This window comes from Methylobacterium planeticum (genome assembly GCF_008806345.1).
GTDB classification, from domain to species: Bacteria; Pseudomonadota; Alphaproteobacteria; order Rhizobiales; family Beijerinckiaceae; genus Methylobacterium; species Methylobacterium planeticum.
The window spans coordinates 42,535-56,681 of record NZ_VZZJ01000032.1; the positions used below are offsets into that span (position 1 = coordinate 42,535).

General features: G+C 65.1%; 15 protein-coding genes and 1 pseudogene. 10 read left to right on the plus strand and 6 right to left on the minus strand.

Annotated features, from left to right (window positions below):
- Positions 1-18: 18 nt before the first annotated feature.
- Entirely contained in the window at positions 19-303 is a 285-nt protein-coding gene (locus tag F6X51_RS23825; RefSeq protein ID WP_150966161.1) for a hypothetical protein, read from the plus strand.
- A gap of 391 nt (positions 304-694) precedes the next feature.
- Positions 695-910 (plus strand): hypothetical protein, encoded by a 216-nt coding sequence (locus F6X51_RS23830; protein WP_150966162.1) that lies wholly within the window; start codon positions 695-697, stop codon positions 908-910.
- 44 nt (positions 911-954) lie between these two features.
- Here the strand turns inward: F6X51_RS23830 and F6X51_RS23835 are convergent, their stop codons facing one another.
- From F6X51_RS23835 to F6X51_RS23860, 6 genes and pseudogenes are all read right to left on the minus strand, one after another.
- Entirely contained in the window at positions 955-1,986 is a 1,032-nt protein-coding gene (locus F6X51_RS23835; RefSeq protein ID WP_150966163.1) for an SEL1-like repeat protein, read from the minus strand.
- Positions 1,987-2,061: 75 nt separating this feature from the next.
- Positions 2,062-3,333, minus strand: a complete 1,272-nt coding sequence (locus tag F6X51_RS23840) for a TAXI family TRAP transporter solute-binding subunit (RefSeq protein WP_150966165.1) — start codon at positions 3,331-3,333, stop codon at positions 2,062-2,064.
- A gap of 553 nt (positions 3,334-3,886) precedes the next feature.
- Positions 3,887-4,465, minus strand: coding sequence for a hypothetical protein (locus F6X51_RS23845; protein WP_150966166.1), 579 nt, complete (start codon positions 4,463-4,465; stop codon positions 3,887-3,889).
- A 330-nt stretch (positions 4,466-4,795) separates the two neighbouring features.
- Positions 4,796-5,167 carry a hypothetical protein gene (locus F6X51_RS23850; protein WP_150966168.1) on the minus strand — a complete coding sequence of 124 codons (372 nt, stop codon included), beginning with the start codon at positions 5,165-5,167 and terminating at the stop codon, positions 4,796-4,798.
- A gap of 227 nt (positions 5,168-5,394) precedes the next feature.
- Positions 5,395-5,646: a hypothetical protein gene (locus F6X51_RS23855; RefSeq protein ID WP_150966170.1), complete on the minus strand. Its 252-nt coding sequence runs from the start codon at positions 5,644-5,646 to the stop codon at positions 5,395-5,397.
- A gap of 183 nt (positions 5,647-5,829) precedes the next feature.
- A pseudogene (locus F6X51_RS23860) lies at positions 5,830-6,043 on the minus strand (DUF2171 domain-containing protein).
- 290 nt (positions 6,044-6,333) lie between these two features.
- On the opposite strand from F6X51_RS23860, the gene F6X51_RS23865 reads away from it, so the two are divergent.
- The 8 genes from F6X51_RS23865 to F6X51_RS28150 all read left to right on the plus strand — a co-directional run bounded on the left by F6X51_RS23865 (position 6,334) and on the right by F6X51_RS28150 (position 14,026).
- A complete protein-coding gene (locus F6X51_RS23865) occupies positions 6,334-6,513 on the plus strand; it encodes a hypothetical protein (protein WP_150966172.1) in 180 nt (59 codons plus the stop codon).
- Positions 6,514-6,694: 181 nt separating this feature from the next.
- Entirely contained in the window at positions 6,695-7,195 is a 501-nt protein-coding gene (locus F6X51_RS23870) for a hypothetical protein (protein WP_150966174.1), read from the plus strand.
- On the plus strand, positions 7,192-7,773 hold the full coding sequence (locus tag F6X51_RS23875; protein WP_150966176.1) for a hypothetical protein: 582 nt from the start codon (positions 7,192-7,194) through the stop codon (positions 7,771-7,773). Before F6X51_RS23870 ends, F6X51_RS23875 begins: the two co-directional genes overlap by 4 nt.
- A gap of 226 nt (positions 7,774-7,999) precedes the next feature.
- On the plus strand, positions 8,000-8,455 hold the full coding sequence (locus tag F6X51_RS23880; protein WP_150966178.1) for a hypothetical protein: 456 nt from the start codon (positions 8,000-8,002) through the stop codon (positions 8,453-8,455).
- A gap of 15 nt (positions 8,456-8,470) precedes the next feature.
- Complete coding sequence (locus F6X51_RS23885) at positions 8,471-8,845, plus strand: hypothetical protein (protein ID WP_150966180.1); 375 nt, start codon at positions 8,471-8,473, stop codon at positions 8,843-8,845.
- 117 nt (positions 8,846-8,962) lie between these two features.
- A complete protein-coding gene (locus F6X51_RS23890) occupies positions 8,963-10,303 on the plus strand; it encodes an efflux RND transporter periplasmic adaptor subunit (RefSeq protein WP_150966182.1) in 1,341 nt (446 codons plus the stop codon).
- An 11-nt stretch (positions 10,304-10,314) separates the two neighbouring features.
- Complete coding sequence (locus tag F6X51_RS23895; RefSeq protein ID WP_150966184.1) at positions 10,315-13,572, plus strand: efflux RND transporter permease subunit; 3,258 nt, start codon at positions 10,315-10,317, stop codon at positions 13,570-13,572.
- Between the two features lie 172 nt (positions 13,573-13,744).
- On the plus strand, positions 13,745-14,026 hold the full coding sequence (locus F6X51_RS28150; protein WP_191970229.1) for a hypothetical protein: 282 nt from the start codon (positions 13,745-13,747) through the stop codon (positions 14,024-14,026).
- The last annotated feature ends 121 nt before the right edge of the window (positions 14,027-14,147 follow it).

Sequence of the window (14,147 nt, forward strand, 5' to 3'; positions counted from 1 at the left end):
CATCACGGGGATATGATGATGGCCGATGTCATCCGGGCGGACTTCGGCAGCAGTTCCGGTGCTGTGGCCGGCGTCGAGCGATTTTTCGGCGAGGCGTCCGGTCTGCAAGTCGGGTTGCGTCGAATTGCAGCCCCGTATGGCGATGAGTTGCAGGTGACGGTGTGCGCTGAACCGCTCTCTGTTCCTCGGGCGGTGGCCGTCGTCCTCGCAAATCCTGCCGGTGAAGACGAGGCGGATCGGATCGGCAAGGCGGTGCTCGAAGCGCTGCAGTTCGCGGAAGGCTTGTGTCGATCCGGCGCGTAGCAGTCCTTCGTCGCATGCCGATTCGAGACGATGAAATTTTCCCTGCCGCAACAGACCTCCGCCGGGCAGTTCCAGCGAGGCATAACGGCGTGCCCCCGGAAGGCGCTCCGAAATGTCAGGCAAGCCTTCCCGTGCCTGTTGCGGATCGTGCTACGCCGCCGGCTTGGAAGGGTAACGACACGTGAGGTCGGTCGTCCGATGGCTCCTCATCACGATCGTATTGCTCGGAGCCGTCTGGATTGCGTATCGCCTGAGATAGACATCTGCTCACTTGGCGCCCCTCCATCTCGGAGAATCGAGGCGGCCCCGCGCTGGGTCCGGCGAACTTGATAGCCGACTGCCGAAATGGGACCGCGCGCTCCACGCATGCTCAAATGACTGGATGTTTGCCATGACAGCCCACGACATCGCAGACCTGAACCTCGCACGTGCGGCGCTCGCGAGACAGTGCAACGCGATCACGAAACGTCTCGGCGCAATCGACCTTGCCCCTGTTTCCATGGCTGAGGATCTCACCCGGATCCTCGTAGCGATCGAGGCTGTCGACCGCGCCCTCGTCGTGGCGGGACATCCCTATCTACCGCCGAATCTTCAGTCCGAAGGCTGACTGAAAGCGCAGCGTCAGGCGTGGGCCGATGGCGATCCGCGACGTCAGCGGGCCTGCCTTCCGTTGGTCTTCGCTTGGTCGGCCTCCAGTTCCGCTGCTTTCAGGTACCAGCGTTCGGCCTCCGCCCGGTTGCCGTCGATTCCACGCACCGCAAGGCCCTTCAGGATATTCACGTCGTAGGTCTTCGCGAGACCGCGCGCGCCGCGCGGATCGCCTTCGGCTGCGGATCTTCCGAAGAACAGACGTGCAGCCGCAATCTCGCCTGACGCCAGCAACTGCTCTCCGCGCGCCACGAGCGCATCGAGCTTACCCACATCGCGCTCTGGCCTCGGTGGCACGGGCTTCGTGTCCGCTGATCCTTGCGGCTCCGGCCGCTCGGTCGGCAAGGTCGCCACTGGCTGTTGGACCGCATCGCTCTGCTTTTCGCGGTCAACGGAACTGGCGGGCGATTCCGGTGGAAATGCCGTGACTTTGGCCTCCGCCGGCATCAACGGATCGCTTGGCTGCTCCGGAAGTCCACTCGTCGCAAGTCGCTTCTGCAGATCCGCAGAGCGCGGCGCAACGAGCATCGATTGTCCCGGCTGCCGCTTTTCGCCCGACGCTGCTGAAGTTGCCTCCGCTGAGGGCGCCGGCGCGCTGCGCGCCTCCGCCGGCGCTCGTGCCTCGACTTGCTCATCCGGCACGCGTGCGGACGCTCGAGGCTCCGATCTCGAATCGAGGCGAGACGGTATCAAGCCCATGCCATAGATCGCTGCGGCCACCAGAGCCACCAGTGTCACGATCGTGCCGGCGAAGAGCCACCGGTGGCGGTGGATGGTCCGGCGCAGGTAACCTTCTGCGATGAAGTTGTCGGGCGCCGACAAAGCTGAGGACGACCGGGGTGCTGCGTTGATTTCGGAGAATTTCGTCATATCAAGCGGCTCGGCCTTCGGCCCGTAGCGCTTGAGGAAACGGATGTCGTTCTGCTCGTCGGTCGTGCTTCGAAACGGACCTGCGGCCTGATCGGGGAAGAGCGGGTGCACCTCTCCCTTCGGTCCTACGCCGTCGGAGGTGGGTTGATTGACTGGATTCGACATTCCATCCTCCCTGCGTCCCCGACCTTGCCGTCCTTTGTTTCGACCCGCTCCCGGTCGGTTCAAGGTCCGAGCCGCTTACGGCGATTTTTGAAGTTGTTCGGACGCTGCCCGATTTCCGCTCGAAGGCGCGCTGGGTGTGCCCATCATCCGGTTCGTCGATATTGACGGCTCCCCTCGACCCTCAAGCGCATCTTGCGCCGGCTTGAAACGCCGCCAACCCGGAACTGGTGCGGCGAGGTTGACCTCGGACCATTTCGGGTGCCGGCCCGGCAAGCGTAATTGATCGAAGCGGTTGAACAAAGCGCGCGTGAAGTTCGAGAGGCGCTGGTAACGTTCGGAGGTTTTCGCCCAGTCGAATGCGATGAGAACGGAGGCGACCGCGATCGTGTCGACCGTTTCGTCCGCGGAAATGAGCCTCGGGTAATCGGCATGAGCCAAGGATGCAGGGTAAAAGTCGTCAGCGAGGCCGTGATCGTAGGGGACGGAGACGAAATGCAGGTTCGTCGCGTCCGACAGTTCCGCATAGAGCGCGGTCGGTTTGCCGCTGAGGAATAAGGCTGCGGCGATGTCACCACCGGACTGCATCCGGGCAATCGCCTCGCGTTGACCGAAGTTGGTCTCGGTGAACCGGATTCCAAGATGGTTGAGAAGCGACCGAGCGAGCAACTGCGTTGAACTGCCCGGTTCTCCGAGGTTGACTTTGCGTCCATCGAGGTCGGTGACGTGCTGGATGTCGCGCTGGCCGAGCACATGCAATTCCGTATTGTAGAGCTTTGCAATTGCCACGACACGTTTCGTCGCGTCCGTCTGCTCGGCTTGCCGCAAGTCCGTTGTCGTCATGATCCCCATATCAATGCCGCGCGTTCGGAGAACGTCGGTGATGTTGCGCTCGCCACCTTCTCCGAGCAGCACGGTCACGCGAAGGTTTTCGTCGCTGAGGGCCGTTGACAGGTCGTAGGCGATGTCGAGTGCTGTACTACCCGGCTGACCGGAGACTAGCGAGATTGTCTGAGGCTCCTTTGATGCAGGTTTTGGCGGGTTCGCCGACCTTTTTCGCCGGACCGTCGCCGTAGGCTCAGCTTGCATCGGTTGGATGTTCGCTGGGGCTGGGTCAAATGCCTGAGCGTTGAGCGGTGAAGGGCAACTCGCCGCGGTGACAAGAACGGCGAGGATCCCGAGACCGAGGCGTGGCCCGCGTTCGCTCGTTGTGAGCTTATGCAGAACAAGCCCGGCAACGTCGCGCGCGCGGACGCACTGCCTCTGGTCCGAGAACTGCTTGTGCCTGTCCGAGTCTGGCCCGAGTACCCAGGAAAGAATTTGCTTCGCGTCGACCACTACCTTTACCATTCCGAACTGATGGAATTGTTCTGTAGCCTCCGTTTTAGGAAGAAGCCCAGGTGGTAGACAGCGCTTTCGCTACACGAATTGTCGCGGACGCTCGCAATGTTTGTTTCGTACAAAGCGGGAGTTTGAAAATTCTAGCTCGGAAGGAGCCGAGTTATCGGACTATGGTCCTAATCAGATATTGCGCGATACTTGCTATTGGAACTCACAGCGGAGTCTATGTATTTCAGTGTTTATGCAAAAAAATGCACATGAAAAATTATGATTGTTATAAATATAAAATAGCGATTCCTTTCGGCTTTTTATTGCGCACATATCGGAATGATATCGCGAGCAAAAATTAGTAACGCGAACCTCAGGTTAACAGTTATATTTGAGATGATCAATGCGAATCCGACTTGGTTTTACGCGAATGATATTTAATGAATCACATTGCTATTGCTGAAACTATTTAAATACTGGAGTTTTGAGGAGGCTCACACACGAATCAGTGCTTCAGAATTAAACTGTGTTGGATCCGTCATCTGCGGGGCGCAGATGGGCAAGCAGTTTGGGATCATCCCTCTTCGGTCGAGTCGACGCGCGCAACGCGTCTGAGGCGTCCCTTCCGCTTCTCGTAATGGAAGATGGATGCGAGTGACGTGGAGGTTTCGCGTTCAGCCAAATCGGTAGCAGTCGGTGATTGTGGCGCCAGACGATCGCCATTCGAGGCCTCCTGGTTCATCGCGGCAGCGATGAACCGCACGCGCGCACGTTCCAGCACCTCGAGATCATGCCGGATGAGGCGGACGATGTCCGGTTCGAGCGCGGCAATCATCATCGTGCCGTCGCTGAATCGGAGTTCCGCAATCGCTTCTGCACGGATGGCGCGATCGACCAGGCCGATCCCCTTGCGTGCCCCCAATGCTGCAAGCCTGAGCGGAAATGGAAGGCGCGCCGACGCGTCAATTGCTCCGCGGATACCGCCGACGATCTCGCCCGCCCAGGCACCCTCGAGAGCGGCCTCGTTGCGTATCGTGACGGCTTGCAGGCATTCTGCGCCAAACTCGCTGCCGTCGGGCAACGTGAACAGGCCGGCGTCGTAGCGACCCGCTCCGTCGCCGCGCGAGCACTCGATGATTCGAAATTCCGCCAAGCTCAATGACCGCCGAGCCCCAGAAGCCCACGCGTTGAGGTGCAGGACCCGTGTGTCTGAATCAGGGCCGCAGGAGTGGAGCCGCCGGGGAGGTTACCGACGATGCTCGATCGCTGAGCTCTCGCATGGCTTTCGTCGGCTTCACCTCAGAGAGTGACGCTAGAAACAATGGCATGGCGACCGGTGCATCGCTGATCAGAATCCGTGCGATCGGGGTCCGAGCGGTCGGGGTCCGAAATACAGGCGTCTTCACGCCAAGCCATCGGGCGAAGGTGTCGGAGACGCCCGTGGTGTCAGGGGGAATGGCGGCTCGACGCGAGGTTCCCCGTGTCAGTTGGCCCGCCGCAAGCTCCAGGCGCGCGGAAAAAAGGGAACACTCAGGCGTTGGGCCTGGGCTTGCCACGCATCCCGATCCACGATGGTGATTGCCAACTTGGTCCGAAGACTGGCGATTTCCCCCTGTGCCGCGCCAAACCGCAGAGCCATCTCCGCAAGGTCATTTTGCGCCAGAGACAGGCGCGACTGAATCTCTGCGAACTCGGGCTTGGCTCGGGTAGGGGTTGGAGCATCGGCGGAACAGCATTGGCCGCCTCTGCTGATTTGGTGCGATGCTGCAAAATCTTTCATTGGCGCCTCTACCACGGCGCGAAGTTCTGACATTTCCTCGCACAGTTTCGATACAAGCAGATCAACAGCGTCCACCACAATGCCTCTCCCCATGATGCCGATGCACAATTCAGCAGCGTGCGTCCGCGGTCGTACCGGGAGCGTCTGGAGCTGATTCGCGTGTACGTTACGGCACCCAGCCTGTGACCAATGTCGTTTTCAAACCACAGGGGGCGTTATGTATTTGTTGATACTCTAAGTCGCCCCATCTGGGTTGATCAGCGTGATGGGGTGACATCGCGAATTGGGCCGTCTTCACCCGATCAATGAACTTCGTAGCAATTCGTCACGACTCGCTGGCTACGGGTGACGTCGTAGAGGATCGAACACTGCACCAGAAAGTTCACGCCCTTCTTGCGAAACAGGATCAGGGTCGACCGGTTGTCGAAAGTGCCGACGTAGCCAGCGATATCCCACTCTTCGCTGAGCATGCGCTCGATGGTACGCGGTGGCTCGGCCGCGGAAAGGCCGCTGCAAAGGGCGAAGGCGAGAACGAACCCGAAGCTGTAGTGCATCATTTCCTCTCGTTGCCCCGGCTACGGAATCCTGCACGTCGTCGTCCGTTGGCTCCATGGTAACGGACAATGCCTGCGGGGCGCTGCGGACGAACCGGAACGCGACGGCATCGCCCGACAGCTGCGCACGAATGCAGCGAAACGAGGAGGGCCGGCGGCTCGATAGGCGTGAGCAATCGGATCTTACGCCGCGCAGGAGGTGCTCCACTCCTGTTTCATCTCGTGGGCCGGTTTGCTGAGCCGCACCTGATGGGCCTCAACGGATTGGACGAAATCGCGCGGGATCCAGTGATGCAATCCGACTGCGTCAGAATCCGTCTTGATCAACGGTGCCGACGTGATGACCGTCTGACCCCACGACCGTCGCATGTTCACGGATCTGGTTGGCGTCCACCATGGCTCGACGCCCTGTCCATGCAGCCTGAACGATGCGCCGAGAGCGAGGTTAAGGCGCAGACGTTCGGTTATCATCCCGCTGCCGACCCTGGGACAGGGCCGCCGTCATGTGGCCAGGCATGGGTCGCAGCAACTGCGGCGCGTTTTCGACCGCGGATGCGAGCCGCCGCCACCGCTTCTCGCGTCGAACCCAATCTATGGCGGGCGGGCGTATCGAATCCTGTGTGCGTGCCTTCAGGCGCGAACCTTCTCCTCAGCTGATCGTTTGATGCTCGACGCGGAGGAGCATGCATGGCCACGATTGTCTCGACGCAAGTGATGGAGGAAGGCAAGGCTGCGAAGGCGGCCGGGCTGCCGCTGAGCACAGATCCCTATCCGGCCGGCTCCCAGAATAGCGCGGATTGGCTCTCCGGTTACACCGCCGGTGAGCCAGAACAGAACGTCGATCAACCGGAAGGCGATGAAGGCTGACGGCCTCAGAACAGCCGTTCTGTCGAATTCTAGACAGTGCCACGCCAGCCACAGCAATAGAGTTTCGCGCCTTTTGGTCGGCGCGGCCGAATGATGTGGATTGACGGATCGTTTACCATGCCGTCTTTCTTGCGTAGCCGGACAGCATTCGAACACAAATCCGGCTAGGGTGGGATCGTCGGTGGACAAGCTCAAGAAGCTTCCGTGGGATGAAATCTTGGCTGTCAAAACTGAGATCGGTCCGAGCGAACGCGCTGATCTCTCGGACAATCATCTGAACAGTGTCCTGCGGCTGATCAATCCTGCGGATAAGCCGACACCTGGCTCTGTTCCCACTCGCAAGTCCTCGCCGGAAGAATGGGCTCAGCTCATTGACCGTGTCCGCAGTGCCGCCACACGCGTGCGCGAGGTCGAGTCCGAGGCCCATGAGCAGGAACTGCGTGTGCAGGAGCTGCTCGAGCGCGTTCGCGAAGACATCACCGGCGCCAATGAGCGCGTGAGGGCAGCGGAGGCACAGACGCGGGAGATCCAGGCACGGGCGGACGCGCTTCTCAAGGCCGCCGATGAGCGTGTGCGGGCGGCCGAGGAACGTGCGCGCCTCGCCGAGGAGTGGTTGGGTCGGGTCTATGACACCATCGCCAGCGAATTCGCCTTCGCCCATCCCGAAAAACACTCGGCATGACGCGATCCGTGCGGGAATTGGGAAACGCACTGGATGCCATACTGCTTGGCCCGAAATCCCATGCGAGCGCGGGCAGCATCATGGTTGAAGCGACCTCCGCAGGGCCACCGGCCGTTGCGCCTGCACGAAACATCGTTCCGCTGTTCAGCGGACAGGACGTTTCCACGAGCGCGAGTGGCGCCGATGCTCCGGTGCTGGGAAGCGTGATCGGACCGGAAGCGGCGGATGCTGTGGACTGGCCGGGTGCGATCCAGCTCGTTCAGGATGTGGGGGCTCGGGTTCGGCGCGCGCGGGATCTTGCGCAGGAACTCACGCGGGAGTCGCAATCGCTGATTCAGCGAACGCTCGCTCAGGCCGAATCGGCCGAGGAGCGTGCACGGGCCGCGGAGGCCCTGGCTCAGCAAGCCGAGCTCCGAGCTGAGAAGGCCGAGGCGGCTGCACGCTCGGCAAACGAGCGGGCGCGTTCCGCCGGAGAGCAAATGCAGGTGGCCATGGCCGCAGAGGCGGAGGCCCGGCTCTGGCTCGGACGGCTCTACGCCAGCCTGAAGAGTGAGTTCGACAGCCTGACAGACGATTGAGCGTCCGATGCGTGCGCCATCGGGTCCTGTCCGGCGCTCCTATGCCAGCCGGGGTGGAGGGTCGAACCAGCGCTCCTCCATGTGGTGCCGGCCGCGTTGCGGACACCGGAGCCGACCGGGTCTCGGACATGCCCGAGACGCCCGGGTGCCGGCTTCCCATTCAATAGGGTGGTGGAAGGATGGGGCGGTGAACGGGAAAAGTGGCCGCCTCTCTAGCGAATGGCGGATGCGGGCCCATCTTACCGGCGACGAGTATGGCAGGACGAACGGCATGGCGGCGCTTCGCAACACGGTCTTGGCAGCGATGCTCTCGCTTCCGATGCTCCCCGCCCTGGCCGGGGCGCTGCATGCGCATGACCACGCCCACGCCGCGCCGAACGGTGGCCAGCTCAAGCAGATCGGCGCCTACGAGGCCGAACTCGTAGTGAAAGGATCCGAGATGAGTCTGCACCTCGTCGACGAGCAGGAGCGCAAGGTCGATGCCCAGGCGTTCTCGGCGAGCGCCGTCGTCCTGGCCAAGGGCAACGAACAGAAGACGATCGCGTTGACGCCATCCGGCGGCAACCGCCTCTCGGGTCGGATGGATTTCCCCCTCGACGGCAAGGTCCGTGCGACGGTGACCCTACAGACGCCCTCGGGCGAAGCCGGCAAGGGGCGCTACAGCCTCGATGCGGGTCGGTAGGAGCAAGCGACGACCGTGACGCGCGCGATGACCCGCATAGGAATCCGAGGGGCCCGTTCCGCGGTCGCCTTCTGGTGGCGGCTAGCCGCGCGTCTGATCGCGCTCGTCCTCGTCCTGACGCTGGCCGTTCCCATGGCGGATGCGCACGATCTCGCGGCGCTGGGTCCGGCCACGCACCTGTCCCTGGAGCTAGGTGGGCCGGCGACGGACGGCACGCCGGACCAGGGGATCGCCCACCACTGCGCGAACTGCGCCTGCCATCAGGTCGTCGTGGCCGACGCTTCCGGCATGGTCGTTCCGGCGGTGGTCACCGCGGTGCCCTTTGCCGTCGGCGACGCCACCGTTCCGGGACGCGCCACGGCTCCGCTGCGCAAACCTCCCCGCGCCTGAACGGTGTCCGCACGCCCGCCGTCTCGGCGGCCGCGTGCCCCGTTCGCAATGCGGTCACGCGCCAGCTCAGCGCCGACGTGACCCGTGGCTGCCCCGCGCGGCCCGGAGGATCTTTTCATGTTCCGTTTCCTTGCCCTTCCGGCCGTGCTCGCCGCCGGGGTTGCCCTGGGCGCTCTCGTCCCGGAGGTGTCGAACGGCGCCAGGGCACTCTGGTCAGCGACCGGCCTCGGTGCGCCGGCCAAGGCCGCCCGCGAGGGCGGCGATACCGGCCATGCGCAGGGCGGCCATGCCCATGAAGACCACGCCCATGGCGGGGGCGAGACGGCGTCCGAGGGCGTCGTCACGCTCTCACCCGAGCAGATCGCTGCGGCCAAAATCACGGTCGCGCCGGTCGGCGCCGGCATCCTCGCTCGCAAGCTCACCGTGCCCGGCACGGTCACGCCGGACGCCGAGCGGGTGGCGCGGGTCGCCGCCAAGGTCATCGGCACCGTCGCCGAGTTGAGGAAGCGCCTGGGCGATCCCGTCGAGAAGGGCGAGGTCGTGGCCGTGCTCGACAGCCGCGAAGTGGCCGACGCCAAGAACGACTACATCGCGGCCCATGTCGGGCGCGCGCTGCAGGAGACCCTGTTCGAGCGCGACCACGCGCTTCGGGACAAGGGCATCTCGGCCGAGCAGGTCTTCCTCAAGGCCCGCACCGCCCTCATCGAGGCGCGCCTGAAGGTCGACCTCGCGCGCCAGAAGCTGTCGGCCCTCGGCGTGCCGGACGCGGAGGTGGACACGCTCGCCGAGAAGCCGAACCCGACAAAGAAGTTCGTCTCGGTCGAGGACGAGCACATGGCAGGCCTCGACCTCGCGCCGAAGCTCGGGCTCCAGCGCTACGAGCTACGCGCGCCCATCGCCGGCCGGATCATCGAGCGCCGCGTCGATGTCGGCGCTCCCGTCAACGACGAGGGCCAGGAGAAGGAGATCTACACGATCGCGGACCTGTCCTGGGTCTGGGTCGAGCTCGCGGTTCCGACCGGCGACCTCGGCGCGATCAAGGAGGGGCAGGCGGTCGCCCTGACCACCGGCGACGAGAAGGCGGCGACGACCGGCAGGATTGTCTTCGTCAGCCCGATGCTCGACGCCCAGACGCGCTCCGCCAAGGTCATCGCCTCGGTCAGGAATGAGACCCTCGCCTGGCGGCCGGGCTCCTACGCCACCGTGCAGGTCGCGGTCGAGCAGGACAAGGTCAGGCTACGATTGCCCCGCTCCGCTCTGCATACGATCGCGGGTGAGCAGGTCGTCTTCGTGCGAACCCGGGACGGCTTCGAGAAGCGCGAGGTGGTGACCGGCAAGGCCGATGCGGACGCCGTGGAGATCGTGTTCGGGCTCGATCCGGGCGAGGAGGTCGCCGTCACGAATGCCTTCATCCTCAAGGCCGAGCTCGGCAAGGCCGAAGCCGAGCACGAGCACTGAGGGGCGCCGCCATGACCCACGCAATCCTCGCCGTCTCGATCCGGCAGCGCTGGCTGGTGCTGCTCCTGTCGCTCCTCGTGGCCGCCATCGGCGGCTACTCCCTGACGAAGCTGTCCATCGACGCAGTGCCGGACATCACCAACAACCAGGTCCAGGTGAACGCGGTGGTGCCTCAGCTCTCGCCCTTCGACGTCGAGAAGCAGGTGACCTACCCGATGGAGGCGGCCCTCGCCGGCATCCCGGGCCTGGAATACACCCGGTCGCTCTCGCGCAACGGCTTCGCACAGGTCACCGCCGTCTTCAGCGAGGCAACGAACGTCTACTTCGCCCGCCAGCAGGTGGGCGAACGCCTGGGCCCCGTGAAGGACGCCCTGCCCCCGGGCGCCGACGTCCGCATGGGCCCGATCTCGACGGGCCTGGGCGAGATCTACATGTGGACCGTCCACTTCACGAAGCCGGCGCCCGGCGCGGTGCGCGAAGGCCGGCCCGGCTTCCAGCCGGACGGCACCTACCTGACGCCGGAGGGCCAGCGGCTGAGGCCCGGGTTCGAGCAGGCGGCCTACCTGCGGACCGTGCAGGACTGGATCATCGGTCCGCAGCTCAGGACGGTGCCGGGCGTCGCCGGGATCGACGTCATCGGCGGCTACGAGAAGCAGTACCACGTCCAGCCCGACCCGGCGAAGCTCATCGCCCTCGGGCTCTCGTTCAAGGACGTCGCCGAGGCCATCGAGCAGAACAACCAGAACCGAGGCGCCGGCTACCTCGAGCGCGGCGGCGAGGGCGTCGTGGTGCGCTCGGCCGGTCGGATCGAGGGCATGGACGAGATCGGGCGCATCGTCGTCGCCACCCGCGGCGGCGTGCCGGTGCGGATCGCCGACGTCGCCCAGGTCCGGATCGGGCGCGAGCTGCGCACGGGCTCGGCCAGCGAGGACGGGCAGGAAGCCGTCGTCGGCACGGCCCTGATGCTGATCGGCAGCAACAGCCGCACCGTGTCGGCCGACGTGGATGCCCGGCTGAAGGCGATCGCGAAGTTGCTCCCACCGAACGTGGAGGTCCGAACCGTCCTCGACCGGACGGTCCTCGTGGACGCTACCGTGCGCACGGTCGCCCGGAACCTCGCCGAGGGCGCCCTCCTCGTCATCGCGGTGCTGTTCCTCCTGCTCGGCAACATCCGGGCCGCCATCATCACAGCGCTCGTGATCCCCGTGGCGATGCTGATGACCGTGACCGGCATGGTCCAGGGGCGGATCTCGGCCAACCTGATGAGCCTCGGCGCTCTCGATTTCGGTCTCATCGTCGACGGGGCGGTCATCATCACCGAGAATGCACTGCGCCACCTCGCCGAGCGGCAGCGGGAGGCCGGCCGGAGCCTGACCCTGGAGGAGCGCCTCGCCACCGTGCAGACCTCGGCCGAGGAGATGATCAGGCCCACGGTCTACGGGCAGGCGATCATCATCCTGGTCTACGTACCGCTCCTCACCTTCACGGGGGTCGAGGGCAAGATGTTCGCCCCGATGGCGCTCACCGTCATCATCGCGCTGGCCGCCGCCTTCGTCCTCTCCCTCACCTTCGTCCCGGCCCTCGTCGCGATCGTCATCACCGGCCGTGTGCGGGAGACGGAGAACATCCTCATGCGTGGCCTGAAGCGGGTCTACCGGCCGGTCCTCGCCGGCGCAGTGCGCCGGCCGGCGCCGGTCATCGCCGCGGCGATCCTGCTCGTCCTGGCGAGCGCCGTCCTGTCCGGGCGGTTGGGGCAGGAATTCATGCCCCCGCTCGACGAGAAGAACATCGCCATGCACGCGATGCGGATCCCCTCGACCTCCCTGACCCAGTCGCAGGACCTGCAGCTCGCCGTCGAGACGGCGGTGGGCGCCTTCCCGCAGGTGGCCTTCGTGTTCGCGAAGACCGGCACCGCGGAGATCGCCTCCGACCCGATGCCGGTGAACGTCTCCGACACGTTCATCATGCTGAGGCCCCAGGCCGAATGGCCCGACCCGACCCTGTCGAAGGACGCGCTCATCGCCCAGATCCAGGCCGCTGTGAACAAGGTCCCGGGCAACAACTACGAGTTCACCCAGCCCATCCAGATGCGCTTCAACGAGCTTTTGGGCGGCACCCGTGGCGACCTCGCCGTCAAGGTGTTCGGCGAGAGCTTCGAGGCGATGCTGCCGACCGCGAACCGGATCGCCGGCATCCTGCGCAGGGTCGAGGGCGCCCAGGACGTCAAGGTCGAACAGGTCACCGGGCTGCCGTCACTCGAGATCCGGATCGACAAGGGCGAGATCGCCCGGCTGGGCCTGAGCCATTTCGCGGTCCAGGACGTCATCGGGGCCGCCATCGGCGGCCGCGAGGCCGGGGTGGTGTTCGAGGGGGACCGGCGCTTCCACATCGTGGTCCGCCTGCCCGAGACCGTGCGCGACGACATCGACGCCCTTGAGAGCCTGCCGGTGCCCCTGCCGGCGAACGGCACCGGGCGCGTCGCCTCGGTGCCGTTGAAGCAGGTCGCCGCCTTCGTGTTCGCGGAGGGACCGAACCAGATCAGCCGCGAGAACGGCAGGCGCCGGGTCGTCGTCACCGCCAATGTCCGCGGACGCGACATCGCCTCCGTGGTCGCGGAGGCGCGGGCCCGGGTCGAGGCGCAGGTCAAGCTGCCGGCCGGCTCCTGGGTGACCTGGGGCGGCGCCTTCGAGAACCTCGCCGCGGCGCGCCAACGCCTGATGGTGGTGGTGCCCGGCTGCTTCTTCCTGATCTTCCTGCTGCTCTACTCGGCGCTCGGCTCGCCCCGCGAGGCGCTGCTGGTGTTCAGCGCCGTGCCGCTCGCGCTGACGGGCGGCATCGCGGCCCTGTGGCTGCGCGGTATGCCGTTCTCGGTCACCGCGGCCGTGGGCTTCATCGCCCTGTCGGGCGTCGCGGTCCTCAACGGGCTGGTGATGCTGAGCTACGTCAAGCAGTTGATGCAGGAGGACCGCCCCCTGCGGGAGGCGATCCTGGAAGGGGCGAGCACCCGCCTGCGTCCGGTGGTGATGACCGCGCTGGTCGCCTCCCTCGGCTTCTTACCCATGGCGCTCGCGACCGGCACGGGGGCGGAGGTCCAGAGGCCGCTCGCCACGGTGGTCATCGGCGGGTTGATCAGCGCGACGCTGCTCACGCTGATCGTCTTGCCGGCCCTGTACGCGCGCTTCGGCGGGACGGCGCTCGCGAGCCCGGCGTGCCGGCCGGAGGATGCCCCGGCTGGCACGCCCCTGCACGTCCCGCACGCGGCGGAGTAGGCGGTTCGGGAACGGCCCCGACGGACCCACCGGGCAGCGTCATGCCGGGCGACGCGTTCACCCGAGCGATCGTCTCGGGTGCGGCCCTCCAGGCGTCGATGCCGCGCACCTGCCCGTGCCGCCGCGAGCGCTTGGGTGCCGCATCGCGTCAGTACCCGTACGGGTGATGGTGATGATGACGGTGCTCGACGACGCGGTCGCTCACGTCGTCGTGGTCGCCGTGATGACGCCGCGTGACCACGTGCTCGTGGTCGCCGTGGCGGTCGAGGTCGACATGCTCGTGATGGTGGTGCCGCGGCGGGCCGTACCCGTAGCCGGAATATTAGGCGGACGCGGCGGCCGGCGCCAGGATGAACGTGGCCGCGGCCAGGGCGGCAAGGCGTGTCTTCATCGCTCGGACCTTTCGGATTGCTCTGCGATGAAGGCTATACAGGGTGCGTTGAACGCGGTCTGAAGCAGGTAAGGAGCGGCCGTTCAGATGCTTGGCGACCGTCCAGAGCGTCTGCCCACAGTACACGACTCTTTCATGCTGGCTTTGGACTGGGGCGGCGTTCTGAGGTTGGTGGTCGGCCCGT

What these genes read in the sequence shown, in the direction of transcription:
- F6X51_RS23825 (WP_150966161.1), top strand. Translation starts at nt 19, where the DNA reads ATGGCCGATGTCATCCGGGCGGACTTCGGCAGCAGTTCCGGTGCTGTG.
- F6X51_RS23830 (WP_150966162.1), top strand. Translation starts at nt 695, where the DNA reads ATGACAGCCCACGACATCGCAGACCTGAACCTCGCACGTGCGGCGCTC.
- F6X51_RS23835 (WP_150966163.1), bottom strand. Translation starts at nt 1,986, where the DNA reads ATGTCGAATCCAGTCAATCAACCCACCTCCGACGGCGTAGGACCGAAG.
- F6X51_RS23840 (WP_150966165.1), bottom strand. Translation starts at nt 3,333, where the DNA reads ATGGTAAAGGTAGTGGTCGACGCGAAGCAAATTCTTTCCTGGGTACTC.
- F6X51_RS23855 (WP_150966170.1), bottom strand. Translation starts at nt 5,646, where the DNA reads ATGCACTACAGCTTCGGGTTCGTTCTCGCCTTCGCCCTTTGCAGCGGC.
- F6X51_RS23865 (WP_150966172.1), top strand. Translation starts at nt 6,334, where the DNA reads ATGGCCACGATTGTCTCGACGCAAGTGATGGAGGAAGGCAAGGCTGCG.
- F6X51_RS23875 (WP_150966176.1), top strand. Translation starts at nt 7,192, where the DNA reads ATGACGCGATCCGTGCGGGAATTGGGAAACGCACTGGATGCCATACTG.
- F6X51_RS23880 (WP_150966178.1), top strand. Translation starts at nt 8,000, where the DNA reads ATGCGGGCCCATCTTACCGGCGACGAGTATGGCAGGACGAACGGCATG.
- F6X51_RS23890 (WP_150966182.1), top strand. Translation starts at nt 8,963, where the DNA reads ATGTTCCGTTTCCTTGCCCTTCCGGCCGTGCTCGCCGCCGGGGTTGCC.
- F6X51_RS23895 (WP_150966184.1), top strand. Translation starts at nt 10,315, where the DNA reads ATGACCCACGCAATCCTCGCCGTCTCGATCCGGCAGCGCTGGCTGGTG.
- F6X51_RS28150 (WP_191970229.1), top strand. Translation starts at nt 13,745, where the DNA reads ATGATGACGGTGCTCGACGACGCGGTCGCTCACGTCGTCGTGGTCGCC.